A 26,265-nucleotide genomic window follows, 5' to 3' on the forward strand; every position below is an offset into this window, starting at 1 on the left:
CGATTACACCAAGCTGGATTCACGCTCGGCGTCGAGCGACCCGAGCATGCGGGGAGTGATGAGGCCGGAGCCTTCCGGTGCGTGCGCCGGGTCGGTGCCGAGCTCGATGGGCTTGTTGACTGCATCGACGAAGACGACATGCGGCTGGTAGTCCCGCACCTCCTCCTCGTTCATGACTCCGTACGCAATGAGGATGACGAGGTCGCCAGGCTTGACCAGATGTGCTGCAGCGCCATTGATTCCGATCACACCACTACCGCGTGCGCCGGCAATGACGTAGGTCTCGAGCCGCGCACCGTTGTCGATGTCGACGATGCACACCTGCTCCCCTTCGAGAAGATCGGCGGCGTCCATCAGATCCTGGTCCACCGTGACCGAACCGACGTAATGGAGATCGGCGTGCGTCACGGTGGCGCGGTGGATCTTCGACTTCATCATGGTGCGAAACATGTTCTGGTCCTTACTCTTCCACAGACGGAAGATTCGACGCTTTTCTATCGGGAGGTGAGCTCTTCGGAGACAGCCGAGCCGGACGGCGGTTCCGTTGCACGTTCGAGAAAACCGGTGCCGACCGCGACCCCGACGTTGTCGATCAGCCGGGTGGACCCCACCCGGGCTGCGACGAGCAGGCGACCGTCCCCCCGTTCGGGGGCGGGACCGAGATCGACGCCCCGCACTTCGAGGTAGTCGACATCTACTTCCGGCGCCGACGCCAGCACCTCACGGGCGGTGGCGACAATCGCTTCGGCTCCACCGGCGGCGGCATGGGCGCCGGCGATGAGGGCCGCGGATAACGTTGTCGCCGCAGCCCGCTGTTCCTCGTCGAGGTAACGGTTACGTGAGGACAACGCCAAACCGTCGTGCTCACGGACCGTCGGCACGCCCAGGATCCTGACGTCGAAGTCGAGGTCGGTGACCATCTGCCGGATCAGCGTGAGCTGCTGGTAGTCCTTCTCACCGAAGTACGCAACATGCGGCGCGGCAATCTGGAGCAGCTTGGCCACAACGGTCAGCATGCCCGCGAAATGCGTCGGCCTGGCCGCTCCTTCGAGTTCGGCACCGAGCGGGCCCGGGTGGATCATGGTCCGCTGACCGGCCGGGTACATCGCGGCCGCAGTGGGCACGAAAGCCAATTCGACCCCGGCCTCCCGCAGCAACTCGAGGTCGGCATCGAGCGTGCGCGGATAAGAATCGAGATCTTCCCCGGCGCCGAACTGCAGCGGGTTGACGAAGATCGACACGATCACCACCGCGCCCGTCAACTTGGCCTGCCGCACCAGCTCCAGGTGTCCGGCATGGAGGGCTCCCATTGTCGGCACCAGTGCGACCTGCCGGCCGACGCCCCGAAGCGCCTTCGAGACCCTGGTCAGGACCTTGGGGTCGTGGTGCACGGTGAGTTCCCCGCGCTTGTATCCGCCTTGCAGTTCGCTCACGGAACTCACCTCCGCTCTTCCAGGATGTCCAGTAGTTCAGATGTAGCGCCTGCCCGCTGGGCCGACCGAAGCGACAACGCCCGGTAACCCGCGGCGATCCTTGGATCGACCTCTTCCAGCACCCGCAGGTGCGTGGCCACAGCTTCCGAGTCGCCCCGTGCCACCGGCCCTGTGAGGGCGGCCGGGCCGCGGCGGAGCGCGTTGTCGAGGGCAGCGGACAGCAGGGGTTGTAGAACTCGTTCCGCAACGCCGTTCGGCTCGTTGCCGATCAGCTCCTGCCCCAGAAGCTCCTGCCCTTCGAGCGCGACACGCAAGGCGGCGACGGCGTCGACGACCAGCGTGACCAGGTGATTACTGCCGTGCGCCAGAGCCGCGTGGTAGAGCGGGCGCATGTCCTCGCGCACTCGCACCGGCTCGCCGCCGATCTCGAGCACCAGCGACTGCGCGATGGCATAACCGATGTCGTCGGCCGCGGTGATCCCGAAACATGCCGACGCGAGGCGCACTGTGTCCTCGTCGTGACCGGTGAAAGTCATAGCTGGATGAATCGCGAGAGGAACCACGCCCTGCCGGGCAAGAGGATCGAGGATGCCGATGCCGTTGGCCCCCGAGGTGTGGGCGACGATCGTGCGATTCGGCACCGCATCGGTGGAGGCCAGCCCCGCCACCAGCGAGGCGAGCTCCGCGTCGGGAACGGCCAGAATCAGCAGCTCGGAGCGGGCAGCGACATCGGCAACCGGGAGAATTTCCGTGTCGGGCAGACGGGTGCGCGCTCGATGACGGGACACGTCGGAGACCGCCGAACAGGCAACGACGACGTGACCTGCCCGCTCGAGCGCCGCTCCGATAGCTGTACCGACCCGGCCGGCGGAGACGATTCCTACCGACAGTCGCGCAGGCGCAGGGCCATTAGTGATCCCGAAAGAGGTCACCTTCGTCCTCTCGTTCGTTCCAGTCCCGCTCGGCGGGTACCAGACGTTCTCGAGTGAGAATAGCCCGCTTCCAGTTCACCCCGCCATGCGCCGGCGAAGTGATCTGCGCCTCATCACTCGGCTTCGCGGCGCCGTCGACGCCCGGTGCCCTGCGTCGTGCCCGCCGTCGCATGCATGTTGGCCATGATCTCGGCCACGGACAAACCACTCGCGTGTGCGCCGGAAGGTTCGTCGTCCTCGGACGCCTGTCGACGAGCGCGCCGCGACCCCGGCACCGGCTCGTCCTCCGCCTGAGCTCCTACCTCTGGTTGAGGTGCCGCCTCCGGCTCTTTCTCGGGTTCGGTCTGCGGCTGCGCTTCTACCTCCGGCTGGGCTTCCGCCTCCGGCTCTTGCTCCAGCTGGGCTTCCGACTCGGGCTGGGCCTCGGGCTCCGGCTCGACCTCGATTTCCGCCTCTGCGTAGCCCCGGTCATCGGGGGCGACGATGGAGGTCTCGGCGGTGACCGGCTCGTCGTCGGGATTCGCGAAGTTGTGTTGCGGCCCGCCGCTCTGCTGCCCCTGGTGACCGGAGTGTCCCGCCCCGGGGATATAGAGCCCGGACGCCGCCGGCTGGTAGCTGCTGTACGACCCGCCCGCGAGTTCCTGAACCCGCGTCGAGTCGGCACGCAGCGCGATCCTTTCGGTCGGCATGGCGCCGTCGAACAATGCTTCGAGGCTCTTCCGCAGCGAAGACAGCTCGGCCCGTAGAGCCGCAAGTTCCTCGGCGTCGGCGCGCACCTCGCTGCGTACCCGCTTCTCGACGGTCAGCTCGTATTCACGCCTTGCGGAGATCTCCCGTTCGAGCTGGAGCTCGTACACGGTTTGCAGATCGTTGACCTTCGCCTTGTCGAGAGCGGACTCGCGCCGATACTTCGTCATCGCGATAGCGCCGAGAGTGGCCGCCCAGAGTGCCACCACCACGCCAACTCTCAGCAGTGGCACGCTCTCACTGAAGATCAGGAAAAGGGACGCGACCACGGCCAGCGCGAGCAACGCCGCAACGATCATCTGGCTCGCGCTGCGCTGGTTGCGGCGCGCAGACTTGAGGCGACCAGGATTCGTCATGCTTGCCAGGGTACTTGGCCGTCAGCGGTGCACTGCGCATTCGCAGGACACGTCCGGCGATCCCCCACGTGCTAGTGCGCCGGCTCGTCGGACGGGTCGTCCGGGGTGCGGCAACAGTGCTCCAACCACAGGGCAGCGCCGACGAGCGCAAGCGCGGCTACCAACCCGACCCAGGCTCCCGGCGTGTCCGACACTGCGGCCCGCAACACCGAACGCTGCGGGAGGAGGTAGAGCAGGAAGCCGCCCCACACTCCCGCGGTCGCGGCACCGACCAGCGCGGAGGCCTTGGCCAAGGCGGCAACCCGGGCCGCGGTGATCGGGTGCAACTGACGCGGACCGTCACCGACCTGATGGTTGCTGACCCTGGACCGGACCATGAACGCGAGAATCACCTCGATCACCGCCACCGGATACAACGACGCCCCCGCGTACACGGGAATGGGCGGAAAGGAGCCGTAGAAGACCCGGACCAGAATCCAGGTGGCCGCCACGGCCAGGGCCGCCAGGAACAGCAGGTCCCAGATCCGGGTGGGCTTCATCGTGCCGGTCGGTTCCGGTTTCATCGCGACCGCCGGTTCAGGGCGAACTCCGTGCGACGCACACCCTCGCGTTCACCGTCGTCCAGGGACGCCAGCAGTTCGTCGACCCGGTGCGGCTCCCCTCCGACGGGCAGGACTGCGTCGGGATCCGCGTCGAGCCACGGGATGAGGACGAAGGCGCGTTCGTGCGCCCTCGGATGCGGCAGGGTCAGCTGGGGATCGTCGCTACGGACGTCGTCGCACACGATGACGTCGACATCCAGCGTCCGCGGGCCCCATCGCTGCGTCCGCACGCGGTCCGCGGCCGCCTCGATCTGCTGTCCCCGTCGCAACCATTCGGCGGCGTCGAGGGCTGGATCATCTACCACCAGCACCGCATTGAGAAAGTCCTGCTGCTCGACCCCGCCCCACGGCGCGGTCGAATACACCGGCGAGACCGCCACCACACTGCTTCCCAGCGCGTCCAGAACGGATTGCAGGTGGGCGACGCTGTCGCCGACGTTCGATCCGATGGACAGCACGGCGCGGCTCATGGCCGTGACCTGTGCGCAACGACCGCCACGTCCGAGAAGGTCAGCGGAATCGGCGCGGACGGCTTGTGCAGCACCACCTCGGTGCGTTGCACGCGAGGATCCGTCATGACTCCGTCGGCGATCTCTGCGGCCACGGTCTCGATCAGGTCCCGGGACGGCCCGGCGACGATCGCTGCGGCCCGCTCCGCCAGTCCGCCGTAGTCCAGAGTGTCCTCCAGAGCGTCCGACGCTGCCGCCGGCGCGAGATCGATCCACACGGTGATGTCGACGTAGAAGTCCTGGCCGTCCCGCTTCTCGTGCTCGAAGACTCCGTGATTACCGCGAACCTTCAACCCGCGCAATTCGATTCGGTCACTCACCGACGCCACCTCGCGCCCACGCCTCGGCCACCGCGATGGCGTCGAGCGAACCCTGCGCGTCGTGCACACGCACACCCCACGCTCCGTACGTGGCGGCGAGTGCCGAGACGACGGCGGTCGCGACCTCGCGCCCCGCCGGTGGCCGAGTCGTGCCGTCGGGTTCCGCCAGCAGCGAACCCAGGAATCTCTTGCGCGAGGCACCGATGAGGATGGGGAATCCCAGGTCGGTGAACTCCGGCAATGCCTTGAGAAGCGCCCAATTGTGGGCGGCATTCTTCGCGAAGCCGAGTCCCGGGTCCAGCACCAGCGAACTCGCCGAGACACCGGCTTCGACCGCCAGGTCCACCTGCGTCATCAGTTCGTCTCGAACCTCACGCACCACGTCTTCGTAATGGTCCGCGTTGCCTCGGTGAACGTAGTCACCGGCCGATCGCCAGTGCATCAGAATCCACGGAACACCGGCGTCTGCCACAACGGATGCCATCTTCGCGTCAGCCCGCCCTCCGGCGACGTCGTTGACGATGGAGGCGCCCGCCTCGATTGCCGCTTCGGCGACGGAGGCCCGCATGGTGTCGACACTGACGCAGATGCCTTCGGCCACCAGATCCGCGATGACTGGAGCCACCCGCCCCGCCTCTATCTCGGGATCGACCCGCGCCGACCCCGGACGAGTCGATTCACCGCCCACATCGACGATGTCCACCCCGAGACGCTTCAATTCCAGTCCGCGAGCCAGGGCCGCGTCTCGATCCAGAAAGCGGCCCCCGTCCGAAAACGAATCGGTGGTGACGTTGAGGACACCCATCACCACGGTCCGGCCGGGCGAGGGCAGCTCGATTGCGGTCACTTGCGCAGAATAAGGTCCAGAGCCTCGGAACGTGAGGCCGCGCTGGACTGGAGAAGTCCCCGCACCGCCGAGGTGGTGGTGCTGGCTCCCGGCTTGCGGATGCCCCGCATCGCCATACACAGATGCTCGGCCTCGATGACGACGATCGCTCCGCGCGGATCGAGCTTGCGCATCACTGCATCGGCGATCTGACTGGTCAGGCGCTCCTGGACCTGCGGACGCTTGGCATACAGGTCGACCACGCGAGCCAGTTTCGACAGACCCGTCACCTTGCCGGTCGTCCCGGGGATATAACCGACATGGGCGACCCCGTGGAAGGAGACGAGATGATGCTCACACGTCGAGTACAGCGGAATGTCCCGCACCAGCACCAGTTCCTGGTGGCCCTCGTCGAATGTGGTGTTCAAGACACTGTCGGGGTCGGTGTAGAGGCCTGCGAAGACCTCGCGATACGACCGGGCAACCCGGGCAGGAGTGTCCATGAGACCGGGCCGGTCGGGATCTTCGCCGATCGCGATCAGCAGCTCGCGCACAGCAGCTTCAGCCCGGGGCTGATCGAACACCCGTCCCGTTTCGAGTGCCACGGGTTCACTATCGAGATGATCTACCGACAACCGAAACTCCTCCACTATCGGGAACGTGTGTCCCGAAACATCAGCCTAGTTCGGGCAGATCAGTTCGATCCGTCCGGTCCTCGCCAGGGCCGCGTCTGCGGATCCTCGTCCCCGCTGGGACGCTGCTCGTGCGGTGGGTTCCACTCGTTGCCCGGGTTCGGGGTGCCGGAGTACCGGCCTTCCTGGCCCTGCCCACCCGAATCACGCGGCGGCCATCCCGGAGCCGACCAGCCCGCGGGTGCGCCGTAGTCCGGTCGCGGCTGTGCGATCCCGCCCTGCGGTCGCGAGGGGTCCGGCTGCGGGTAGCCGTTTGCCGGGGCCACCGGCTGCGGGTACTGCTGCTGCGGCTGGGCCTGCTGCGACGACTGCTGATGAGCGAACACCGGCTCGGGCTGGTGCTGGGGCAACGGCTCGCCGCGCTCGACCGCAAGTTCCCTCGGGGTCTTGACGGGCGGCTTGTCGGAGGGCGTCCGGTGGCCGAAGTCGTTGAATGCCGTGATGCGCGGACGCTTCTCCACGCTGTGGAAGATCTTCTCGAGGTCCTTACGGGTGAGAGTCTCACGCTCGAGAAGCTCGGTGGCCAGGATGTCGAGGACGTCCCGGTACTCGTTGAGAATGGCCCACGCCTCGGTGTGCGCCGCCTCGATGAGGTTTCGGACCTCTTCGTCGATCTCCCGCGCGACCTCGTGCGAATAGTCGGACTGCTGACCCATCGACCGGCCGAGGAACGGGTCGCCGCCCTCCTGCCCGTAACGGACCGCACCCAGCTTGGCGCTCATCCCATACTCGGTGACCATCGAGCGAGCGATCTTCGTCGCCATATCGATGTCGGAAGACGCGCCGGTGGTCGGCTCGTGGAAGACCAATTCCTCGGCGGCACGGCCACCCATCGCCATCACGAGTCGGGCAATCATCTCGGACCGCGTCATCAGGCCCTTGTCGTCCTCGGGAACCGTCATCGCGTGACCACCGGTGCGGCCGCGAGCGAGGATGGTGACCTTGTAGACGGGTTCGATGTCGGGCATTGCCCACGCGGCCAGCGTGTGCCCACCCTCGTGGTACGCGGTGATCTTCTTCTCGTGCTCGCTGATGATGCGGCTCTTGCGGCGGGGACCGCCGACCACGCGATCGACCGACTCCTCGAGAGCGGCCTCGGTGATGACCGTCCCGTTCTCGCGGGCGGTGAGCAACGCGGCCTCGTTGATGACATTGGCGAGGTCGGCACCCGACATTCCGACGGTGCGCTTGGCCAGACCTTCGAGGTCGGCGTGCTGATCGATCGGCTTGCCCTGGGAATGGACCTTGAGAATCGCGCGGCGACCTGCGAGGTCGGGAGCACCGACCGGAATCTGCCGGTCGAAACGTCCCGGACGCAACAGCGCGGGGTCGAGGATGTCGGGGCGGTTGGTGGCGGCGATGAGAATGACGCCGGTCCGATCGCCGAACCCGTCCATCTCCACCAGCAACTGGTTAAGGGTCTGCTCGCGCTCGTCGTGGCCGCCGCCCAGACCCGCACCGCGCTGCCTGCCCACGGCGTCGATCTCGTCGACGAAGATGATGCACGGGCTGTTCTGCTTCGCCTGCTCGAACATGTCGCGGACACGGGAGGCGCCGACACCGACGAACATCTCGACGAAATCCGAGCCGGAGATCGTGAAGAACGGGACACCGGCCTCCCCTGCGACCGCGCGGGCGAGGAGGGTTTTACCGGTTCCGGGAGGCCCGTACAGCAGCACACCGCGCGGGATCTTCGCGCCCAGCGACTGGTAGCGCATCGGGTTCTGCAGGAAGTCCTTGATCTCGTACAGCTCTTCGACCGCTTCGTCGGCACCCGCGACGTCGGCGAAAGTCGTCTTCGGCATGTCTTTGTTCAGCTGCTTGGCCTTCGACTTGCCGAAGCCCATCACACCGCCGCGGCCGCCGCCCTGCATTCGGCTCATCACGAAGAAGAAGATGCCCAGCAGAATCACCATCGGCAGCACGAACAGCAGGATCGACGTGAGCCAGCTCTCCTGCGTGACCGTGGTGTTGTAGCTCGCCAGGCCCTTGTCGGAGATCTCGGTGAAGATCTGCTCGGACGCCGCCTCGGGATACTTCGCGAGGATCTCGGTCTCACCGCCGGTGGCGTCGTTGCCGTCCTTGAGCCACAGGCGTAGCTGTTGCTCGCGGTCGTCGATCTGCGCCTTCTCGACGTTGTTCGCGTCGAGTTGCGCGATGGCCACGGACGTATCGACACCCTTGAATCCGCGCGTGTCGTTGCCGAAGTAGCTGAAGGCATAGATCACCAGCAGGATGCCGGCAACTATCGCCAGGTTACGAAACACTGTCTTACGGTTCATACAGGTCGGCCGAAGTGGCCGGTCCTTTCGAGAGTGCGGGTCTACCGAGTGCGCCTTCCGGCTGCCAACCGGACAATCCAGGTTACCGCGACGGCACGCCGGCGACTCCAGGTAGCAGCCAACCGCCCGTGGGGACGGTATCTCTACGTCAACGCATGCGACCGCCCCCAGGTTCCCTCGGCCCCGTCGGCGCGCGGACCACTGCCGTCGCTCACCGCGCAGGCGCCACTCTCGGCCAGGCTGCGACACGTTCGATGTGGGCGGCGAGTGCCAGAATGCGTGCCTCGCCTCCCGGTGGCGCGGCGATCTGCACCGCGAGCGGGGTGCCCGACTGCGGATGCGTGCCCACCGGGACGCTTGCCGCCGGCCACCCGACGAGGTTCCAGAGCGCCGTGAACGGGGCGTACCGGACGTTGGCGACGATATTCGACGTCCAGGATCGCTCGCTCCAGGCCGCGGCGGCCAGCGGTGGCTGGGCGAGTGTGGGCGTGATCACGACGTCGTAGTCGGCGAAGAAGGCGAACATCGTCTGCTCGAGCCGGACCACCTGTTGCGAACGGACCACTCGTCGGAGCGCTCGGCCGACGGCCACGTGTCGCCGGGTGCGGCGCTGCAGTTGCCGGAAGTCGAGTTCCTCCGCGTCGGCTGCCGTTCCGGCGGTCCACCGGGCGAGGACGGGGAGAAGGTTCACCGGGTACGGCAGCTTCGCCGACTCCACGCGATGGCCGGAGCCGGCCAGTTCCGTGCCGGCCCGCTCGGTTGCCGCCCGCCAATGCGGATCCACGACGGACAGATGAGTCGGCGATCCGGGCGCCACTGCGATCCGCAGGGGTGCGGGCTCTGCGAGTTGCGCTAGTTCCGGTCGATCCGCCAGTACGGACAGCATCAAGGCGGCATCAGCCACCGTCGTCGCCAGCGGGCCGTTCTCCGCCATGCCGAACCAGGAAGTCGCACCGAGTTCCGAGGGCACGACCCCCCGACCCGGTTTGATACCGAAGACGCCGCAATTCGCGGCGGGGATGCGAATGGAACCCAGACCGTCCGTCCCGTGGGCGATCGGGACCATTCCCGCAGCGACCGCCGCAGCCGACCCCCCGGACGAGCCACCGCACGTGCGCGAGAGGTTCCATGGATTGCGGGTGATGACGCCGGGAGCGTCGGTCGTGCCCCACACGGCAAGTTCGGGAAGGGCGGTCAGCCCGACGACCACGGCTCCCGCTGCCCGCAGCCTGGCCACGACGGAATGGTCGGAGGCCTTCGGCTCGCCGTTCGTCGCGCGCGATCCTTCTCTCATCGGCTGGCCGGCGACCGGAATGTCGTCCTTGATCGCGACAGGCACGCCCGCGAGCGGCAGCGAGGACAGATCGGCACGATGTGTGAGGGCGAGAGCGTCGGCGCGGGCCCGCTCGGCGAGGACGCTGACGAAAGCGCGGATCTTCGGGTCTCGTTCCGCAATGACGGCCAAGGTCGACTCCACGGCCTCGACCGGACTCGTCATGCCTGAGCGAACACGGTCGGCGATGCCGATGGCCGAGGAGAGCGGGTGATCGCCCATCATTCGAGTATAGGTTTCGGCGACTCGATCATTTCGACTATTCGCGCTGGATACGGTAGGTCCGCGGGGTTACCATTCGCTTGTCCCCGGACGGGGCTCGCTACACCCGCCCAGTAGAACCTCGAAGCGCTATGACCAGAGGAAACGGGTCGGGCAGAGACCGATCAGCCGCTGAATCAACCTCTGCCGAAGAGACCGTCGGAGTCCAGAACTCCGACCACGAGAGCAGTGAAGCGACGGTCGCGGCCGGCCCGTCGCCAGTGAGCGGTGAGCGAACCATGTCTGCACAGCTCGGCGGTGAGCGAACCGTTTCTGCACAGCTGAGCGGTGAGCGAACGGCGGCTGCTCCGACGATTGACGGTGAGCGAACGGCTGCTGCTCCGACACTGGGCGCCGAGCGGCCGAGCGAGGGTAGCCGCACTGTCACCGCCGTTCCCGTGGACACCCTGATCACCAGACCGCCGACCCGTGAGACCCTCGACGATGTCGAGGTCGGCCAGCAGGTCGACGACTTCGATCTGCTGATGGGTTTGGGCAGCGGCGCGTTCGGCCGGGTGTTTCTGGCCCGGCAGCGTTCGATGCAACGCCTCGTTGCGGTGAAGATCTCGCACGACCACGGCAACGAACCGCAAACTCTCGCGCAACTCGACCACGACTACATCGTGCGGGTGTTCGATCAGCGACTACTCGAGGACCGCAAGCTCCGCCTGCTCTATATGCAGTACCTCCCGGGTGGGACGCTGCTGCGGGTGCTGCGGCGCGTCCGCGTCACACCCGAACGCGAGCGGAACGGCAGCCTCCTGCTCGAGGTCGTGGACGAGGAAATGCGGGAGAAGGGTGAGATCCGGCCCACCGATTCGAGTGTCCGGGCGGAGATAGCGTCGTTGACCTGGCCGGAAACGATCGCGTGGCTTGGCAGGCGGCTGGCGGACGCCCTCGACTACGCCGGCAAACGCGGGGTTCTGCACCGCGACATCAAACCGGCCAACATACTGCTCACCGCCGAGGGTGTGCCCAAGCTTGCCGACTTCAACATCAGTTTCAGCGACTCCGTCTCGGGAGCGTCACCGCTGGCGTACTTCGGTGGCTCCCTCGCCTACATGTCGCCCGAACAGCTCGAAGCGTGTCATCGCGGCATGCCGGGCACCGCGGCCGATCTGGACACCCGCAGCGACATTTTCGCGCTGGGCGTAATGCTGTGGGAGTTGATGTGCGGGCGACGCCCCTTCCCCGACGAGGACGTGTCGAGTGAGTCGCTGGTCGGGCTCGAGGCGATGCTGGATCACCGCAGTCGCGCCATCGATCCCGAGTTCCTCGACCATCTGCCCTACGACTGCCCCGCATCGTTGCGGCGCGTGTTGCTGACCTGCCTGTCGCCGAAGCCCGAAGGACGCTGGTCGAGCGGAGCGGAGCTGGCCAAGCAGTTCGACCTCTGCCTCAATCCGCGTGCCCGCGACCTCGTCGACCCGCCGCCACACAGTTGGCGCATGCGGTTGCGCCGCTGGGCCCTGCCGATCCTCGTCGTCGGTATCGCGGCGCCGAACGCGCTGGCCGGAATCTACAACTATCACCACAACAAGATGCTGATCATCAGTGCGCTCACTCCGGAGGCGCAACAATCCTTCGAGCAGATACAGCTGGTGATCAACTCGATTGCGTTTCCGCTGGGCGCGATCCTGCTGCTGTACTGGTGCCGCCATCCGCTACTGGTGCCGCGTGGACTGCGCAAGGGGCGCACGTACGACCGGCAGACTCTCACCCGCGCGCGCACCGACACCCTGCTGCTCGGCGACCGCGTCGTGTTGGTCGTGTTCGGGTTGTGGTTCGTCGCCGGGGTCGCCTATCCAATTTCGCTGCAGCTGGCGGCGGGGGGCGTTCCGCCGGGCGCATACGTGCACTTCATCGCGTCACTGATCGTGTGCGGCGCGGTGTCGGTGGCGTACCCGTTCTTCGTCGTCGCCTTCTTCGCGGTGCGCTGCATCTATCCCAGCCTGCTACCGCAGGACATCGCCAGCAGTGCCGATGCGCAGAAACTTCGGGGCTTGGATCGGCGCAGCACCCTGTATCTCGCGGTGGCCGCGTCTGTTCCGCTCGCCGGTGTGGCCGGCGTGACCTTCCTGTCGCCCGACGAGATCACTCTGGTGATCATCGCGGTCCGCATTCTGTGCCTCGGCGGGATCGTCGCGTTCGTCGGTGTCTACTGGCTGTTCCGCCAACTGGAGGAGGACCTGCGGGCGCTCGAACCCGTCGTGTCCCACGAGTCCGTGCGCTAGCGGGTGCTCAACCGCCGTAGACGGAAGGCTCGAGAGTCCCGATATAAGGCAGGTCGCGGTACCGCTCGGCGTAATCGAGTCCGTATCCGACCACGAACTCGTTGGGGATGTCGAAGCCGACATTTGCGACGTTGACGTCGACCTTGATGGCATCAGGCTTGCGGAGCAACGTGACCACCTCGAGCGATGCCGGATTGCGGCTCGACAGGTTACGCATCAGCCAGGACAGCGTCAGTCCGGAGTCGATGATGTCCTCGACGATGAGCACGTGCCGACCGGCGATGTCCTTGTCGAGATCCTTGAGGATGCGGACGACCCCCGAGGATGATGTCGACGATCCGTAGGAGCTGACGGCCATGAATTCCATCTGCGTGGGGATGGGCAGAGCCCGCGCAAAGTCGGTCATGAAGAAGATGGCGCCCTTCAGGACACCGACCAGAAGTAGATCCCCTTCAGGGGTTCCCTCCGGGTATCGCTTCGCGATTTCCTCGGCCAGCTCGACGGTGCGTCGACGAATCTCGTCTTCGGAGATCAGTACCGATGCGATGTCGCCTTCGTACACGCGGTCAAACCCTTCGTCGGTCGTCCAATCCGACGTTCAGCCTGCCACGTCGTCGGCAGACCACCAACCTGGCGTCCGGTGTCCCGCCGCCGACTGCGACCGGACCCTGCCCACGCCACTGCACGACGAGGTCGTCGACGGCCCGTAACTGTTTGTCGCCGAGCCCCCGCGCGCCCGCTGCAAGAAGCCACGTCCGCAACACTCGCCGGCGTATCGGCGGTGCGGCATCCGCCAGGACTGCGACGTCGAGCTCTCCGTCGACCACGGCACGCGCACCGACCGTGTTCGCGACCGAGTCGAGGACGGCGCCCTCTTCGCGCAACTGCTCGCCGGTGCGGGCGAGCGCGCCCGCGACACCGCCGCCGAGGACGTCCTCGAGCAGCGGCAGTACCTCCGTGCGCAACCGGACCCTGGTGAAGTCCGGGGATGCGTTGTGCGGGTCCTCGTGCGGGAGGAGTCCGAGTTCGGTGCACGCCTGGTGGGTGACGGCTCGTCGGACGCCGAGCAGTGGGCGTCCCCACGGGCTGTCGTAGGCGCTCATTCCCCAGATGGATCTGCCGCCCGATCCCCTGGCCAGGCCCAGCAGCACGGTCTCGGCCTGATCGTCCAGGGTGTGGCCGAGCAACACCGGATCGCTCCGACGGGCCGAGTCGAGAGCACGGTAGCGGGCGTCCCGGGCGGCCGCCTCGAGTCCGCCGGAACCCGTCACGTCGACGGCCAGCACCTCGGCGGACACACACCCGAGTGCGCGGGCGCGGGCGGCTGCTTCCTGTGCCACGTCGGCGGAACCGGTCTGCAGCCGGTGATCGACCACGAGGGCGCGGACCGTGCGCGCTTCCGCCGCAGCTGCGGCCGTCAGCGCCAATGAGTCGGCACCACCGGACAGCGCCACCGCGACCACACCGCCTGGACTGTGTTGCGCGAGCCAGCGTCGCACCGCGTGGCGCACCTCCAGAATCGCCGGCTCCTCGGGAAGCAGCACTGCGAGTCTCAGCCCAGCACCCGCGACACCCAGTCGGCCGGGCGATCGATCTCGGCCAGCCGGGGCAGGGTGTCGGGGCCGGTCCAGATCACGTTGAATCGGCCCATGCCGACTTCGCCGACGACGGCGTCGACGAACGCCTTGCCCCGGACGTATTGCGCCATCTTGGCGTCCATCCCGAGCAGCGCCCGGATCAGTCGTTGCACCGGGTTGCTCTTGCGGCGACGCCGGTTGTCGAAGGCAGCGCGGATCGTGGTCACCGACGGGACCACGGCCGGCCCGACCGCGTCCATCACGTGATCGGCGTGACCCTCGAGGAGGGTGCCGAGAACCAGAAGACGGTCGAGGGCCTCGCGTTGCGGTTCGGCCTGGGTGGCGCGCAGTAGTCCGACGATTCCACCGGGGGCGCCGGACGCATCCGGGTCCGGGCGCCCGCGGTCACGCACCGCGGCCGACAGCCGTCCGACGACATCGGCCACCGACTCGTCGTCGGAGGTTCCGAGCGTGTCGACCGCATCCTGCATGTACTGCGTCAGCCAGGGCGAGGACGAGAACTGGACCCGATGGGTCACCTCGTGCAAGCACACCCACAACCGGAAGTCGCTCGGGTTCACGCGCAGTGCCCGCTCGACGGTCACCACGTTCGGTGCCACCAGCAGAAGGGTTCCGTTGTCGCCGGTGAATGGGTCGTACTGGCCGAGGATCGCCGAGGACAGGTAGGCGAGCATGGCACCGGCCTGGATACCCGCCGGCTTTCCCAGGAGGAGTCCGGGTGCGGAGTCGCCGCCGGTGAGCTGCGACATCGAGTGGGCGGCGGCATGGATCCACCCCGCCCGGTCGAGGATCTGGGCCGTCGGTACGGGCAGTCCGTCGGCCAGCCCGGTCACTTCCCGAACCGGCAGTTCCGCGCGCATGGACGCGTCGGCCAACTCCGCGACCACGGTCTCGGCCGTGTACCGCGAGGTGGCCGGACCGCTCCGCGCCAGCTTCACACCCGTCCGGGCAGCGAGTTTCCAGTCGACGACTCCACTGAACGCATTCTTGTCGGTGGCCATCACTGGCACCCGCAGGTGCGGAGAGCGGCCGCCAGTGCGTCGAGAGCGGGACGACTGACCTCCGGGGGCCGGTCGTTGGACATGAGCGCGAAGGTCAGCACCCGGCCGTTCTGGTCCACGACGTACCCGGCGAGTGCGCTCGCCGTGGACAGCGTGCCGGTTTTCGCGCGCACCCACCCGGCACCGGTGCGGTTGCCCGACGCGTAGCGGTCCGAGAGACTTCCCGTCGCTCCGGCCACGGGCAAGTAGTCGAGCATGGGCCGCAGTGCGGGCGTGCCGTCTCCCGCGGCGGCGGTCAGAACCTGGTCGAGCAGTTGGGGTGCGATGCGGTTGTCGACGGATAACCCGCTGGCGTCGTGCAGAGTGAGGCCCGACATGTCGAACCCGGCCTCGAAGAGCTTCTGGCCGATCGTGGCGACGGCTCCCGTGAACGAAGCGTCTGCGCCGGCATTCATGGCAACCTCCCGCCCGATCGCTTCGGCAAGCACATTGTCCGAGTGTTCCATCATTTGCCGCAACCGGTCACGGAGCGGCGCAGAGTCCACGGAAGCGATGGTGGCCGCACCCGGTGCCGCGACACCGGTCGTGACCGCGGACGGGCTCACCCCGAGCGCGCTTGCCAGTACTCGCCCGGCGTCCAGCGCCGGCGTGGTGGTTCGCGGCGACTCGTCCACCAGAGGATCTGCCCGCCCGCCGTCGATCATGATCGGTTCGGTGGGAGTGATGAAGCCGGCGCCGACATCAGCCGGGAACCAGCCCTGCGCCATGGTCCCGCCCGTATAGATGCCGGTGTCGACCACGATGTCGGTGGCGGCGACGCCCGCCGCCCGGATCTGATCCACCAACTGGGATAGATGCGCCGCGCCGGGGTAGTAGCCGTTCTCGCCCACCGGTTTCGCGGTGATCGTGGGGTCACCCGCTGCGACGAGCACGATTTCTCCGGGCTTCGCGCCCTGAACAACTTTGGTGGTCACCCGGTGATCGGACGGCAATGACAGCAGCGCCGCCGCCGCCGTGAGCACCTTGGTGGTGGAGGCGGGCGTCATCGGCGTCTGCGGGGCGACGCTCCACAACACCTGACCGGTGACGGCATCGGCCACCGTGCCGCTGAACTTTCCGAGCGCCGGATCGGCGGACGCCGGGCCGACTGCCGCGGCGATTCCCTGCGGCGTCGGCAACGGCGCGTCGTCCGGAACGGGCCTGACCTGCGGCGCGGCGGTGATCGGCGCAGGGACCGGCGCGATCGTCAGCTCACCACGGCTCGCCGAGGCGCCTTGCGTGCTGACGGCGATCACGAGGACGGCGGCCACGGCGAGCACTGCCACGACTACCGCTGCGAGGAGTATCCGCATGTTCCGACGGTGACGTCCCGCTAACGAGCCCATCTTCTTCTTTCCCTGGCCCGGCAACGCGCCTCCGTGTTCTTCACTTGCATCTCGTGGGTGGTCAGCACACCAACCTTATCCTCGACCCGATATCCTTCCCCGGAATCATCACCGACACGACAGCGAGGAATCGGCGTGGAGTTCGACGTCACCATCGAGATCCCCAAGGGTCAGCGAAACAAGTACGAGGTCGACCACGAGACCGGTCGCGTAAAGCTGGACCGTTACCTCTACACGGCATTCGGCTACCCGGCCGATTACGGCTTCATCGAGAACACGCTCGGCGAGGACGGCGACCCGCTGGACGCGCTTGTGCTGCTTCCGGAGTCGGTGTTCCCCGGCGTGATCGTCGAGGCGCGCCCGGTCGGCATGTTCAAGATGGTCGACGAGGCCGGCGGCGACGACAAGGTGCTGTGCGTGCCCGCGGGTGACCCGCGCTGGGATCACATTCAGGACATCGGCGACGTTCCCCAGTTCGAACTGGACGCCATCAAGCACTTCTTCGTCCACTACAAGGACCTCGAGCCCGGCAAGCACGTCGAGGCCGCCGACTGGGTGGGGCTGTCCGAGGCCAAGGCCGAGGTCGAGGCGTCGTTCAAGCGTCTGAAGGACAACGGCGGGCACTGACCGATCCGGCCAACGCACGGCGCCCATCCCCCGCGGGGTGGGCGCCGTTGTCGTCTCACACCTCCGCTTCTCCCCGCGCCGCTGCCTGAAGTCCGGACTCGCTGCGGAGCGGTACTTCCTTCCACAGGACGGTGAGGACGAAGGCGACGACGGCGAGCATCGACACGCTGAGGAAGACGGATCCGATGGCGTCGGCGAATCCCTCCCGGAAGGGCAGGGCCAGCACGTCGTCGAGTTTTCCGATCACCGAACTGTCCGTGAGGACGCCGCTCACGCCGGCGTGGTCGGGGCTGAGCATTCCCTGGCCCATGGCGGCCTCGGCAGGGTCGTTGCTCTGCGCGGCCGCCGCGACGGCTCGACGGAAGTCGGGTGTGCCGGCTGCGGCGGTCACTCGCTCGCCGATGGCCGGGGTGAGGCGGGAGAAGAGGATCGACAGGAAGATCGCGACGCCGGCGGTGCCGCCGATCTGCCGGAAGAACGTGGCCGCTCCGGTCGACACCCCCATGTCCTGTGGGGGCAGCGCGTTCTGAATGGCGAGGGTGAGCGGCTGCATCAGGTTTCCGAGACCGAGTCCGAGAATCAGCATGAACACCATCACCACGGGCATCGGGGTGTCGGCGGCCAGCGTGTGCAGTAGGAACGCGCCGACCACGATCAGGGCGGTACCCAGAATCGGGAAGTACCGGTACCGGCCGGTCCGCGAAATCAATTGACCGCTGACCACCGATCCGGCCATGAGTCCGAGGACCATCGGCAGGATCTGGAACCCGGCCAGGGTGGGGCTCGAGCCTTTCACCACCTGCAGATACTGAGGTAGGAGGGTGATGCCCCCGAACATGACGGCACCCACGACTAAACTGATCACGACGCCGAGCGCGAACGTGCTGTTGCGGAAGAAGCGCATCGGGATAAGTGCGTCGTCCTTCATCGCCAGCTCCACGAGCACGAAGGCCAGCACGCCGAGGACGCCGATGACATAGCACGCCAACGACTTCGAGCTGTCCCATCCCCAACTGCGCCCCTGTTCGGCGACCACGAGCAACGGCACGACACCCACCGCGAGAGCGATCGCACCCCACCAGTCGATCCGCCGGCTTCCGCTCGGTCGCCGCGGCAGGTGCAGCACCCGGGAGACGACGGTGAGCGCGACGAGTCCCACCGGCACGTTGACGAGGAAAACCCAACGCCAACCGTCGATTCCGAGGAGCTCGTCCTGACCGGCGAACACCCCGCCGAGGACCGGTCCGAGGACGCTGGACGTGCCGAACACGGCCAGGAAGTAGCCCTGGTACTTGGCCCGTTCACGCGGGGAGACGATGTCGCCGATGATGGTGAGCGCCAACGAGAACAGGCCGCCGGCGCCGAGTCCCTGGACCGCGCGGAAGGCGGCGAGCATGTACATCGACGTCGAGAATGTGCACAGGACCGAGCCGATCACGAACACCGTGATCGCGAACATGAAGAACGGCTTGCGGCCGTAGATGTCGGACAGTTTGCCGTAGAGCGGCGTCGCCAGGGTTGCGGTGACGAGGTACGCGGTGGTTGCCCACGCCTGCAGTGAATACCCGTCGAGGTCGTCGGCGATGGTCCGGATCGCAGTCGCCACGATCGTCTGGTCGAGCGCGGCGAGGAACATGCCGAGCATCAACCCACTGAGTACAGCCAAGATCTGCCGGTGGGTGTAGGCCACCGGCGTTTCGACCGAATTCGACACTGTTTCCTCGCTGCGCTGTCGTTTACTTGTAGTCCGCAAGTATGCGAGCGCGGCGAGGTTCCGGGCAACTGATGAACTGGGCTTTACCTGCGGATAAGTGTCTGTGAACGCAACAGCCGCACCCCCGGAGGGTGCGGCTGTGTCAGCGAACGGGCTATTCGCCCCTGAATTCGGGCTCCCGCTTCTCGAAGACGGCGGTGATTGCCTCGGTCAGGTCCTGCGATGGGAGGAAGGCTGCGTTCCAGGCGGCGACGTAACGCAGGCTGTCGTTCACCGCGGCCGTGCGGGAGTGGTCGAGAACGTCCTTGATCCCGTGTACCACCAGTGGTGGGTTCGCCGCGATTTCGGCGGCGGTGGCGTGCGCCGCCGCCAGCACGGCGTCAGCGTCCTCGTACACGTCGTTGATCAATCCGATCTTCTCGGCGCGCGCCGAATCGATGTCCTTGCCGGTGAGTGCGAGTTCGCGCAAGTGTCCGTCGCCGATGATCGCGGGGAGCCTTGCGAAGCTACCCATGTCTGCGACGATCGCGACCTTCACTTCGCGGATGCTGAACCGTGCGTCGGCGCTGGCGTAGCGGATGTCGGCCGCCGAGATCAGATCGACGCCGCCGCCGATGCACCAGCCGTGAACTGCAGCGATAACCGGCTTGCGGCAGTCGGCCACCGCGTTGATGCCCGACTGCATCCGCTTGATCATGTCGTGGAAGGCCGTCCGCGGGCCGGCTTGGGCTTTGTCCGCCAGGACGGCTCCGAAGCTCCCGCTCATGGCCGGTAGGTCGAGGCCGAAGGAGAAGTGATTGCCCGAACCGGCGATGACGACGGCGCGCACCTCCGGGTCGACGTCAAGCTCACCGAAGATTTCGGGGAGTTCACTCCAGAAATCGGGACCCATCGCGTTGCCCTTCCCGGGTCCGATCAGTGTTACCCGCGCGACGCGGTCCTTGCGCTCGACGGTGAACGCATTCCAGGTCTTCGATTCGGTCATTACTCAAGAGTAACCATCGCTCCGAGGCGCGACGGTCGGTGTCCGCGAGAAGTCGAACTAACTGTATGTTGTCGTCACAGTTATCTGATCTCGGATCGGCATCACCACGAGAGGACCCCCGTGCTCGACATCGCCTGGACCCCCACCCTCGACACGCTCACCCGCAACGCGTGGCGACTGTCCTTCGGTGGTGGTATCGCGCCGGTGGAGCGCACACCCTCGACCTTGATCTCGGAAGGTCCCCATCGAGACCTCTACCGGTTCGACGGCAACTCGATCAGCGACGACCGCCCGGTGCTTCTCGTCCCCCCGTTGGCCGCACCCGCGCAGTGCTTCGACCTCCGGCCGGGACAGAGCCTGGCCGCGCACCTCGTCGACTCCGGCAAGGCGACGTACCTCCTGGACTACGGGTCGATGGGCTACGCCGACCGCGGCCTCGGGTTCGAGGACTGGATCGAAGACATCATCCCGACCGCGCTCGCGCAGGTGTCCCATTTCCACGACGAAGCTCCCGTCGACCTGATCGGATGGAGCCTCGGCGGAACCCTGTCGTTGTTGACAGCCGCTGGCCGCGGCGACCTTCCCATCGGTTCGGTCACCGCGATCGGAACACCGATCGACTACCGCGCCGTCTCGATGATCGCGCCGTTGCGGACCGTGGGCCGTTTCACCGGAGACCGGCCGCTCACCGCCGTGACCGGGATGATGGGCGGCCTTCCGGCGCCACTCGTCCAGGCGAGTTATCGATTCACCGCACTGCAGCGGGAACTCACCAAGCCATGGTTCATCGCGCGCAATCTGCACGACACGGAGACCCTCGCCCGCATGGAGTCCATCGACCGGTTCATGGCAGATATGCCGGGTTACCCCGCACGATTCTTCCAGCAGGTCTGCACGCAGTTGATCCTCGGGAACGCCCTCGTCGCAGGGAAGTTCGAGACGCGGAACGGGCCGGTGTCACTGGCGGACATCAGCGTTCCCGTGCTCGCGATCGGCGGCACCGAGGACGTCATCGCCCCCGTCGCCTCGGTGCGGGCCGCTACCGACGTGCTGACGGGATCGCCGTCGGCGCGGTACGAGTCGGCTCCCGGCAGCCACCTGGGCCTGGTGGCCGGACCGACTGCACGCACGACCACCTGGGCGCACATCGACGCGTTCCTCGACGACGCCGTTGCCCGCATCGCATAACGGGTCAGGCCCGGCCGGCACCTGCGACAGCACCAGCGAACAGCGCTGTGACGGCCGCTCCCATCGTCGTCTGATCCACCTCTTCGGGATCGACCGAGTGCTCGAGCACCAGGCCCGAGATGAGTGCCATCAGAGAAATGGCCGTGGTTCGCACGTCGAGGGTGTCTTCGACTCCCCATTCGCGGGCACGGTCACCGATCAGCTCGACGAGCCGCGACCGTAGGTGTCGTCGTTCGCGAAGGTAGGCCTGCGCGATCTGTGGGTCCCGGGCAGCGAGTACGCCGAACTCGAGCACCAGCAGCGACCACCCCGGCTCGCGCATCATCCACGAAGCGATCGCCTCGCCGCCTTTCCCGACTGCGGCCGACGGATTCAGACCCGCTATTTCGGCGAGGACGCGGCCGGCGAGTTCGAGTGAACGCTGGGCGAAGAGTTCGGCGAACAGGTCCTGTTTCGACTCGAAGTTCGAGTACACGGCACCCTTGGTAAATCCCGCGCGCCGCGCAACCTCGGTGAGACGCGCGGCGTTGAAGCCTCGTTCCGCGAACTCGTCCGCCGCCGCGTCGAGCAGTCGTTGCCGCACTACATCACGGCCGGGACGCGTCGCCGGCGTCCATTCGGTGTGACGACTGTCGTGTTGACCATGTTCGGGCACGATACCTACGGTATTGAATACCCGAGGTATCGACAAGGACGAGGATTACTGATGACCACGACCGAGACCGAACACGCCCCTTTCTCGCCACAACACCCGGACGGCCCCGCGTCCCGGTACGGCACACCGAAGGTCATGGTGGCACTCGTCCTCGGTGTTCTCGTACTGCAGCTCGGTTTCATCCTCAGCTATGTGGCCGCATTCCATCAGCCCACTCCCCGCGGTATCGAGATTGCGGTCGTGGCCGCCCCGGGACTGCCGCCCGGAGTCGACCAGCAGGTCGCCGACCGGCTCAATGGGATCGACGGACGCCCGCTCGACGCGCGCATCGTGTCCGACACGGCGCAGGCGCGGCGGCTCCTGCATGCCCGCGAGATTCAGGGCGCCTACGTGATCGAACCAGTCGGTGCGGACACGCTGATCACGGCGAGCGCCGGTGGAAGTTCTATCTCCTCCGCCCTCGAGTCGGTGTTCACACAGGTCGACAACGCGCAGGGACGGCAGTTCGCGGTTCGTGACGAGATCCCGGTGGGTGTCCACGACAATCGCGGACTGTCCGGCTTCTATCTGTCGGTCGGCTGGGTGGTCGGCGGCTATCTCCTTGCGGCAGCGATCGGGCTGTTCATCGGAGCACCTACGTCGCTGCGGCAGGCGGCGACACACGTCGGCGTTCTCTTCGGATACGCCGTGATTTCCGGCGCTCTGGGTGCACTGATCACCACGCACGTGCTGGGCACCTTCGCCGGGCACTGGTTTCCCCTCTGGCTCCTCGGTACCGGGGTCGTCTTCGGGACAGCCGTGTTCACGTTGGGACTGCGGGCGGCGATCGGAGTCCTTGCCGTGCCGCTCGCCATCGCCGTCTTCGTGATCCTCGGCAACCCGAGTGCGGGCGGTGCGTTCGGTTCCAACGTCATCCCCACCTTCTATGCGGCAATCGGGCGGTGGATCACCCCGGGTGCGGGGACGGAGGGTGTCCGCAGCATCGTTTACTTCGACGATGTGGGTGCGGGGGCGCCTGCGCTGACACTGGCGCTCTACGCCCTGCTCGGACTTGCGTTGCTCTTCGGCTTCACCGCCCGCCGGGTTTCCAGGCCGGAATAGACCACGCCCCGTGTCGATGTCGTCTCGGACGACGCGTCCACGTGTCGTTCCGGAGTTATGGCCCTACTCTTGGTTCATGCCGACGCCCCTGCACCCCCACGCCGCGCATGTCGCCGAAACTCTGATCGCGCGAGGACACCACGGGGTCATCGTCACCCAGCCGGAATCCATTCACACCGCCGACGAGGCAGCGAAGGCTTTGGGTGTGGACATCGGGGCGATCACCAAGTCGTTGGTGTTCCTTCTGGACGACGACCCGATCCTCCTCCTGGTGTCGGGGGCACACGAGGTCGACCTCGCGAACACCGGCAAACGACTGCAGGGAAACCTGACGCGGGCACCGCTCGAGATGGTGCGGATCGCCACCGGACAGCCGATCGGCGGCATCGCCCCGCTCGGGCACCCCACGAACCTGCCGACCTACGTGGACAACGCACTGGCCAAGCATTCGGAGTTGTGGGCCGCCGCCGGACACCCCGACACCGTGTTCCGCACGTCCTTCTCCGAGCTGGTGCGCATCACCGCGGGCCTCGCCATCGACGTCGACTGATTCCCACGATCGGCCACCCGCCTATAGTTGACGCCATCATGGCGAAGAACACCGATTCCGTCCGCGCCGCGGGCGGCGAGGCCGAGGCCGAACTTGCTACCGGGATCAGCGCCGAGGACTACCGCGCTGCGCTGCGGCGTCATCCGGCGGGAGTCACCATCGTGACGCTCGATTCCGAGGCCGGGCCGGTGGGGTTCACGGCCACGTCCTTTGCGTCCGTCTCCCTGAATCCTCCGTTGGTGTCGTTCAACATCGCGCATTCCTCATCCAGCATCGGCGCGCTGCATTCCGCCGATTCCCTGGTGATCCACCTGCTCGGCGAACATCAGCAGCATCTGGCGCAGCGATTCGCACGCAGCGCCGACCAACGATTCGCGGACCGGTCGCTCTGGGCTCGGCTCGACACCGGTGAGCCGGTGCTGCACGGGACCCCGAGCTGGCTCCGGGTCACCGTGGACCAGTTGATTCCGGTCGGTGATCACACGCTGGTCATCGGGCTGGTCACGCGGGTTCACGCGGAGGACGACGACGAGTCCGCCGCCGCACCCCTTCTGTATCACGAGGGGCGGTACTACCGGCCGACCCCGCTCGACAACTGACATCGCACGACGCCGTGGGCCGGGAATCCTGAGATTCCCGGCCCACGGCGTCGTATGCGACTGCGCGTCGAAACCTCAGGAAGCGAGTTCACGCTGTCGGCGTGGAAGGTCGAAACGCCGCAAGGCCTCGTCGACAGCTTCCGCGGACGTGACGAGCCCGCGCTGCTCCAACCACGGCAATGTGCCGTCGACCAGCTGCTCGAGCACCCTGGGCAGAGTCAGCGGAAGCAGGGTCACACCGTCGGCCACCCCGGCAGCCTGGATGTCGGCGATCAGCCCGGCGAGTCCCACCGGAGTCCCGACGTACTGCAGCGACTCGGGGGTTCGTGGGCTGTCCAGTGCGCTGTCGAGGAGTGCCAGCTCCTTGCGCGCGGTGCGAGCTTCCGCGGCGATGAGCACCTCGAGATCGACCAGCACTGTGACGCTGTCGGGATCGCGCCCCGCGGCGAGAGTTTCGGCGCGCACCCGGGAGCGCTCCTGCTGCGCTCCCCGCAGATCGGTGGCGCGGATCCGGACCACATCGGGCGGGAAGGAGGTCAGGTCGAGCGGGTCCGCCGAATCGGCGGTGAGCTCCACCCAGTAGTCCGCACCGCTGATGGGCCGCGTGCCTGCGGCCCCGATCGCTGCCGGATGGTGACCCGATGCGGTCAGCTCGACGGCGACGCGGAGGGTACGGGAAGACAAAACGTTGCCTGAAGACATGTGGGGTTTCCTCGGAGAATGTGTGCCGATGTCAGGAGCCGAAAAGAACGGTCAGCTCGAACACATACCCGAGGCGGTTCGGCACAGATCGACGTGCCGACGGCACCAGTGAGCAATCATTGCGCTCCCAGCCTGCGATGCCATGCGCTCATAGTAGCGCGTCGTGCGAAAAACGGGTCTCCGGCACCGGATTCCACTGACCGTCGGTCTTGGCATAGCCCCAGCTGCGACGACCGGCTACCAATGCGGCGACCGCGTCCACCAGCCGATCCACATCGGCGGAGGAACTGCCGAGACCGAGGCTGACACGAACTGCTCCGTCCGGCCGACCGAGTCGCGTCAGCAGCGGATGCGCGCAGAACCTCCCGTCACGCACTCCGATTCCATGCTCGGCAGACAGGTAGGCGGCGATCTCCCCGGGCTCGTACCCGTCGATCGTGAACGTCACGATTCCCACGGTGTCCGGCGCGTCCGACCACAGCCGCAGAAATTCCACACCGTCCACGTCCGCGAGTCCGGACAGAAGTCGGGACGTCAACGCCGCTTCGTGCTCGGCTACTCGGCCGAAGTCCAACTCGGCCAGCGCGTCGCATGCCGCAGCGAGGGCTGCGGCGCCGAGGACGTTGGGAGTGCCGGCCTCGTGCCGGGCCGGAGCCGGTGCCCACTCGGTGGATTCGACGGTCACGTTGCGCACCGCCCCACCGCCGGCGAGGTACGGTTCCGCCGCATCGAGCCAGTCACTTTTTCCTACCAGCACGCCCGACCCGAAGGGTGCGTACAACTTGTGCCCGGAGAACGCCAGGTAGTCGACGCCCCATGCCTCCAGATCGATCCGCCTGTGCGGCGCGAGTTGCGCCCCATCGACGAGAATCCTTGCACCGCAACGGTGCGCGACATCCGCCAGAACCGCGATGGGCAGCACCTCACCGGTGACATTGGACGCCCCGGTGACAGCGAGAAGGGCAGTGGGCTTCGAGCACAATTCCGCCACGAGCAACCGAACGGTTTCGGCGAGGGTGTCAGCTGCCCGGACGACACGGGAGTTCTTCCAGGACAACAGATTAGCGTGGTGCTCGATGTCGAGCACCACCGTGCTGCCAGGAACGCACCCCGCCAGCAGGTTGAGGGAATCGGTGGTGTTCCGGGTGAATACCACCGCCTGGTCGTCGCAAGCTCCCACGAACTGTGCAACCGAGGCGCGCGCCTTCTCGTAGCAGGCGGTCGACACCCGGGATGCGTACCCGGCCCCGCGGTGCACGCTCGAGTACGTCGGCAGCAATGCACTGATTCGATCAGTCACCTGCGCCAGTGCGGGCGCGCTTGCCGCGTAGTCGAAGTTGACGTAGGTGCAGTCACCTCCCTGCACCAGCGGAACCCGCAGGTCGGAGCCCGAAACCGGGGCAAGGGGGGCTACGCACACATCAGCGGTCAATACAGCAGTCATCACGACATCCCTCGTACTCAGGGACTCGTCACAGGGATAGCCCTCGGAGTCCGCGCTTGCCGGGTCCGGTATGAACCTCAGCCTGGTCGTCACCCGGAGCACCCCACCGCGGTGGAGGGTTGCCGACCAGCTAGCCGGGGCTTGACGCTGGTACTCGTGACCTGATTCGAAGATTGCAGGATCGACGCG

General features: G+C 66.8%; 26 protein-coding genes and 1 riboswitch. Of the genes, 6 read left to right on the plus strand and 20 right to left on the minus strand.

Annotated features, from left to right (window positions below; all coding sequences use genetic code 11):
- Positions 1-3: 3 nt before the first annotated feature.
- The 11 genes from panD to JQT59_RS35440 all read right to left on the minus strand — a co-directional run bounded on the left by panD (position 4) and on the right by JQT59_RS35440 (position 10,254).
- The gene (gene panD / locus JQT59_RS35390) at positions 4-450 is read right to left on the minus strand and encodes an aspartate 1-decarboxylase (RefSeq protein WP_159919024.1); all 447 of its coding nucleotides are present in this window, start codon (positions 448-450) and stop codon (positions 4-6) included.
- Positions 451-494: 44 nt separating this feature from the next.
- Positions 495-1,433 carry a pantoate--beta-alanine ligase gene (gene panC, locus JQT59_RS35395; protein ID WP_213574339.1) on the minus strand — a complete coding sequence of 313 codons (939 nt, stop codon included), beginning with the start codon at positions 1,431-1,433 and terminating at the stop codon, positions 495-497.
- Between the two features lie 5 nt (positions 1,434-1,438).
- Positions 1,439-2,365, minus strand: a complete 927-nt coding sequence (locus JQT59_RS35400; RefSeq protein ID WP_213574340.1) for a Rossmann-like and DUF2520 domain-containing protein — start codon at positions 2,363-2,365, stop codon at positions 1,439-1,441.
- Positions 2,366-2,478: 113 nt separating this feature from the next.
- A complete protein-coding gene (locus JQT59_RS35405) occupies positions 2,479-3,468 on the minus strand; it encodes a DUF6779 domain-containing protein (protein ID WP_213574341.1) in 990 nt (329 codons plus the stop codon).
- A 71-nt stretch (positions 3,469-3,539) separates the two neighbouring features.
- Positions 3,540-4,007: a DUF3180 domain-containing protein gene (locus JQT59_RS35410; RefSeq protein ID WP_201453587.1), complete on the minus strand. Its 468-nt coding sequence runs from the start codon at positions 4,005-4,007 to the stop codon at positions 3,540-3,542.
- 20 nt (positions 4,008-4,027) lie between these two features.
- On the minus strand, positions 4,028-4,540 hold the full coding sequence (folK, locus tag JQT59_RS35415) for a 2-amino-4-hydroxy-6-hydroxymethyldihydropteridine diphosphokinase (RefSeq protein ID WP_213574342.1): 513 nt from the start codon (positions 4,538-4,540) through the stop codon (positions 4,028-4,030).
- Positions 4,537-4,899, minus strand: coding sequence for a dihydroneopterin aldolase (folB, locus tag JQT59_RS35420; protein WP_213574344.1), 363 nt, complete (start codon positions 4,897-4,899; stop codon positions 4,537-4,539). Before folB ends, folK begins: the two co-directional genes overlap by 4 nt.
- Positions 4,892-5,746: a dihydropteroate synthase gene (gene folP / locus JQT59_RS35425; protein ID WP_213574346.1), complete on the minus strand. Its 855-nt coding sequence runs from the start codon at positions 5,744-5,746 to the stop codon at positions 4,892-4,894. The genes folB and folP overlap by 8 nt, the downstream gene beginning before the upstream one ends.
- The gene (gene folE / locus JQT59_RS35430; RefSeq protein WP_502939771.1) at positions 5,743-6,375 is read right to left on the minus strand and encodes a GTP cyclohydrolase I FolE; all 633 of its coding nucleotides are present in this window, start codon (positions 6,373-6,375) and stop codon (positions 5,743-5,745) included. The genes folP and folE overlap by 4 nt, the downstream gene beginning before the upstream one ends.
- Before the next feature lie 44 nt (positions 6,376-6,419).
- The gene (gene ftsH, locus JQT59_RS35435) at positions 6,420-8,699 is read right to left on the minus strand and encodes an ATP-dependent zinc metalloprotease FtsH (protein ID WP_213574348.1); all 2,280 of its coding nucleotides are present in this window, start codon (positions 8,697-8,699) and stop codon (positions 6,420-6,422) included.
- A gap of 211 nt (positions 8,700-8,910) precedes the next feature.
- Positions 8,911-10,254, minus strand: coding sequence for an amidase (locus JQT59_RS35440; protein WP_213578362.1), 1,344 nt, complete (start codon positions 10,252-10,254; stop codon positions 8,911-8,913).
- A gap of 131 nt (positions 10,255-10,385) precedes the next feature.
- Between JQT59_RS35440 and JQT59_RS35445 the strand changes: the two genes are divergently transcribed.
- Complete coding sequence (locus tag JQT59_RS35445) at positions 10,386-12,527, plus strand: serine/threonine-protein kinase (protein ID WP_213574350.1); 2,142 nt, start codon at positions 10,386-10,388, stop codon at positions 12,525-12,527.
- Between the two features lie 7 nt (positions 12,528-12,534).
- Here the strand turns inward: JQT59_RS35445 and hpt are convergent, their stop codons facing one another.
- Genes hpt through dacB form a run of 4 tightly spaced genes read right to left on the minus strand, consistent with a single transcriptional unit; the run spans position 12,535 to position 16,511 of the window.
- Positions 12,535-13,089, minus strand: coding sequence for a hypoxanthine phosphoribosyltransferase (gene hpt / locus JQT59_RS35450; protein WP_109326452.1), 555 nt, complete (start codon positions 13,087-13,089; stop codon positions 12,535-12,537).
- A 4-nt stretch (positions 13,090-13,093) separates the two neighbouring features.
- On the minus strand, positions 13,094-14,071 hold the full coding sequence (gene tilS, locus JQT59_RS35455) for a tRNA lysidine(34) synthetase TilS (RefSeq protein ID WP_213574352.1): 978 nt from the start codon (positions 14,069-14,071) through the stop codon (positions 13,094-13,096).
- 8 nt (positions 14,072-14,079) lie between these two features.
- Complete coding sequence (locus JQT59_RS35460; protein ID WP_213574354.1) at positions 14,080-15,126, minus strand: Rv3626c family coenzyme F420 biosynthesis-associated protein; 1,047 nt, start codon at positions 15,124-15,126, stop codon at positions 14,080-14,082.
- Positions 15,126-16,511: a D-alanyl-D-alanine carboxypeptidase/D-alanyl-D-alanine endopeptidase gene (gene dacB / locus JQT59_RS35465; protein ID WP_213574356.1), complete on the minus strand. Its 1,386-nt coding sequence runs from the start codon at positions 16,509-16,511 to the stop codon at positions 15,126-15,128. Before dacB ends, JQT59_RS35460 begins: the two co-directional genes overlap by 1 nt.
- Positions 16,512-16,646: 135 nt before the next feature.
- On the opposite strand from dacB, the gene JQT59_RS35470 reads away from it, so the two are divergent.
- On the plus strand, positions 16,647-17,138 hold the full coding sequence (locus tag JQT59_RS35470) for an inorganic diphosphatase (RefSeq protein WP_159919013.1): 492 nt from the start codon (positions 16,647-16,649) through the stop codon (positions 17,136-17,138).
- Between the two features lie 55 nt (positions 17,139-17,193).
- On the opposite strand, the gene JQT59_RS35475 is transcribed toward JQT59_RS35470, so the two are convergent.
- Positions 17,194-18,891, minus strand: coding sequence for an MDR family MFS transporter (locus JQT59_RS35475; RefSeq protein WP_213574358.1), 1,698 nt, complete (start codon positions 18,889-18,891; stop codon positions 17,194-17,196).
- 115 nt (positions 18,892-19,006) lie between these two features.
- On the minus strand, positions 19,007-19,837 hold the full coding sequence (locus JQT59_RS35480; protein WP_213574360.1) for a crotonase/enoyl-CoA hydratase family protein: 831 nt from the start codon (positions 19,835-19,837) through the stop codon (positions 19,007-19,009).
- A gap of 120 nt (positions 19,838-19,957) precedes the next feature.
- Here JQT59_RS35480 and JQT59_RS35485 point away from each other — a divergent pair, with 120 nt between their 5' ends.
- On the plus strand, positions 19,958-21,025 hold the full coding sequence (locus tag JQT59_RS35485; protein ID WP_213574362.1) for an alpha/beta fold hydrolase: 1,068 nt from the start codon (positions 19,958-19,960) through the stop codon (positions 21,023-21,025).
- Between the two features lie 4 nt (positions 21,026-21,029).
- On the opposite strand, the gene JQT59_RS35490 is transcribed toward JQT59_RS35485, so the two are convergent.
- The gene (locus JQT59_RS35490; RefSeq protein WP_213578363.1) at positions 21,030-21,608 is read right to left on the minus strand and encodes a TetR/AcrR family transcriptional regulator; all 579 of its coding nucleotides are present in this window, start codon (positions 21,606-21,608) and stop codon (positions 21,030-21,032) included.
- Between the two features lie 123 nt (positions 21,609-21,731).
- On the opposite strand from JQT59_RS35490, the gene JQT59_RS35495 reads away from it, so the two are divergent.
- From JQT59_RS35495 to JQT59_RS35505, 3 genes are all read left to right on the plus strand, one after another.
- Entirely contained in the window at positions 21,732-22,781 is a 1,050-nt protein-coding gene (locus JQT59_RS35495) for a hypothetical protein (RefSeq protein ID WP_213574364.1), read from the plus strand.
- Between the two features lie 76 nt (positions 22,782-22,857).
- The gene (locus JQT59_RS35500; protein WP_159919008.1) at positions 22,858-23,331 is read left to right on the plus strand and encodes a YbaK/EbsC family protein; all 474 of its coding nucleotides are present in this window, start codon (positions 22,858-22,860) and stop codon (positions 23,329-23,331) included.
- A 38-nt stretch (positions 23,332-23,369) separates the two neighbouring features.
- Positions 23,370-23,930 (plus strand): flavin reductase family protein, encoded by a 561-nt coding sequence (locus tag JQT59_RS35505; RefSeq protein ID WP_109326417.1) that lies wholly within the window; start codon positions 23,370-23,372, stop codon positions 23,928-23,930.
- A 75-nt stretch (positions 23,931-24,005) separates the two neighbouring features.
- Here the strand turns inward: JQT59_RS35505 and JQT59_RS35510 are convergent, their stop codons facing one another.
- The gene (locus JQT59_RS35510) at positions 24,006-24,632 is read right to left on the minus strand and encodes an LLM class oxidoreductase (RefSeq protein ID WP_213574366.1); all 627 of its coding nucleotides are present in this window, start codon (positions 24,630-24,632) and stop codon (positions 24,006-24,008) included.
- A 148-nt stretch (positions 24,633-24,780) separates the two neighbouring features.
- On the minus strand, positions 24,781-26,076 hold the full coding sequence (locus tag JQT59_RS35515; RefSeq protein ID WP_213574368.1) for an aminotransferase class V-fold PLP-dependent enzyme: 1,296 nt from the start codon (positions 26,074-26,076) through the stop codon (positions 24,781-24,783).
- 47 nt (positions 26,077-26,123) lie between these two features.
- Positions 26,124-26,238, minus strand: a riboswitch (SAM riboswitch).
- Positions 26,239-26,265: the final 27 nt, after the last annotated feature.

Origin of the sequence: Rhodococcus sp. USK13 (assembly GCF_018343855.1) — a bacterium.
GTDB lineage: Bacteria > Actinomycetota > Actinomycetes > Mycobacteriales > Mycobacteriaceae > Rhodococcus_F > Rhodococcus_F oxybenzonivorans.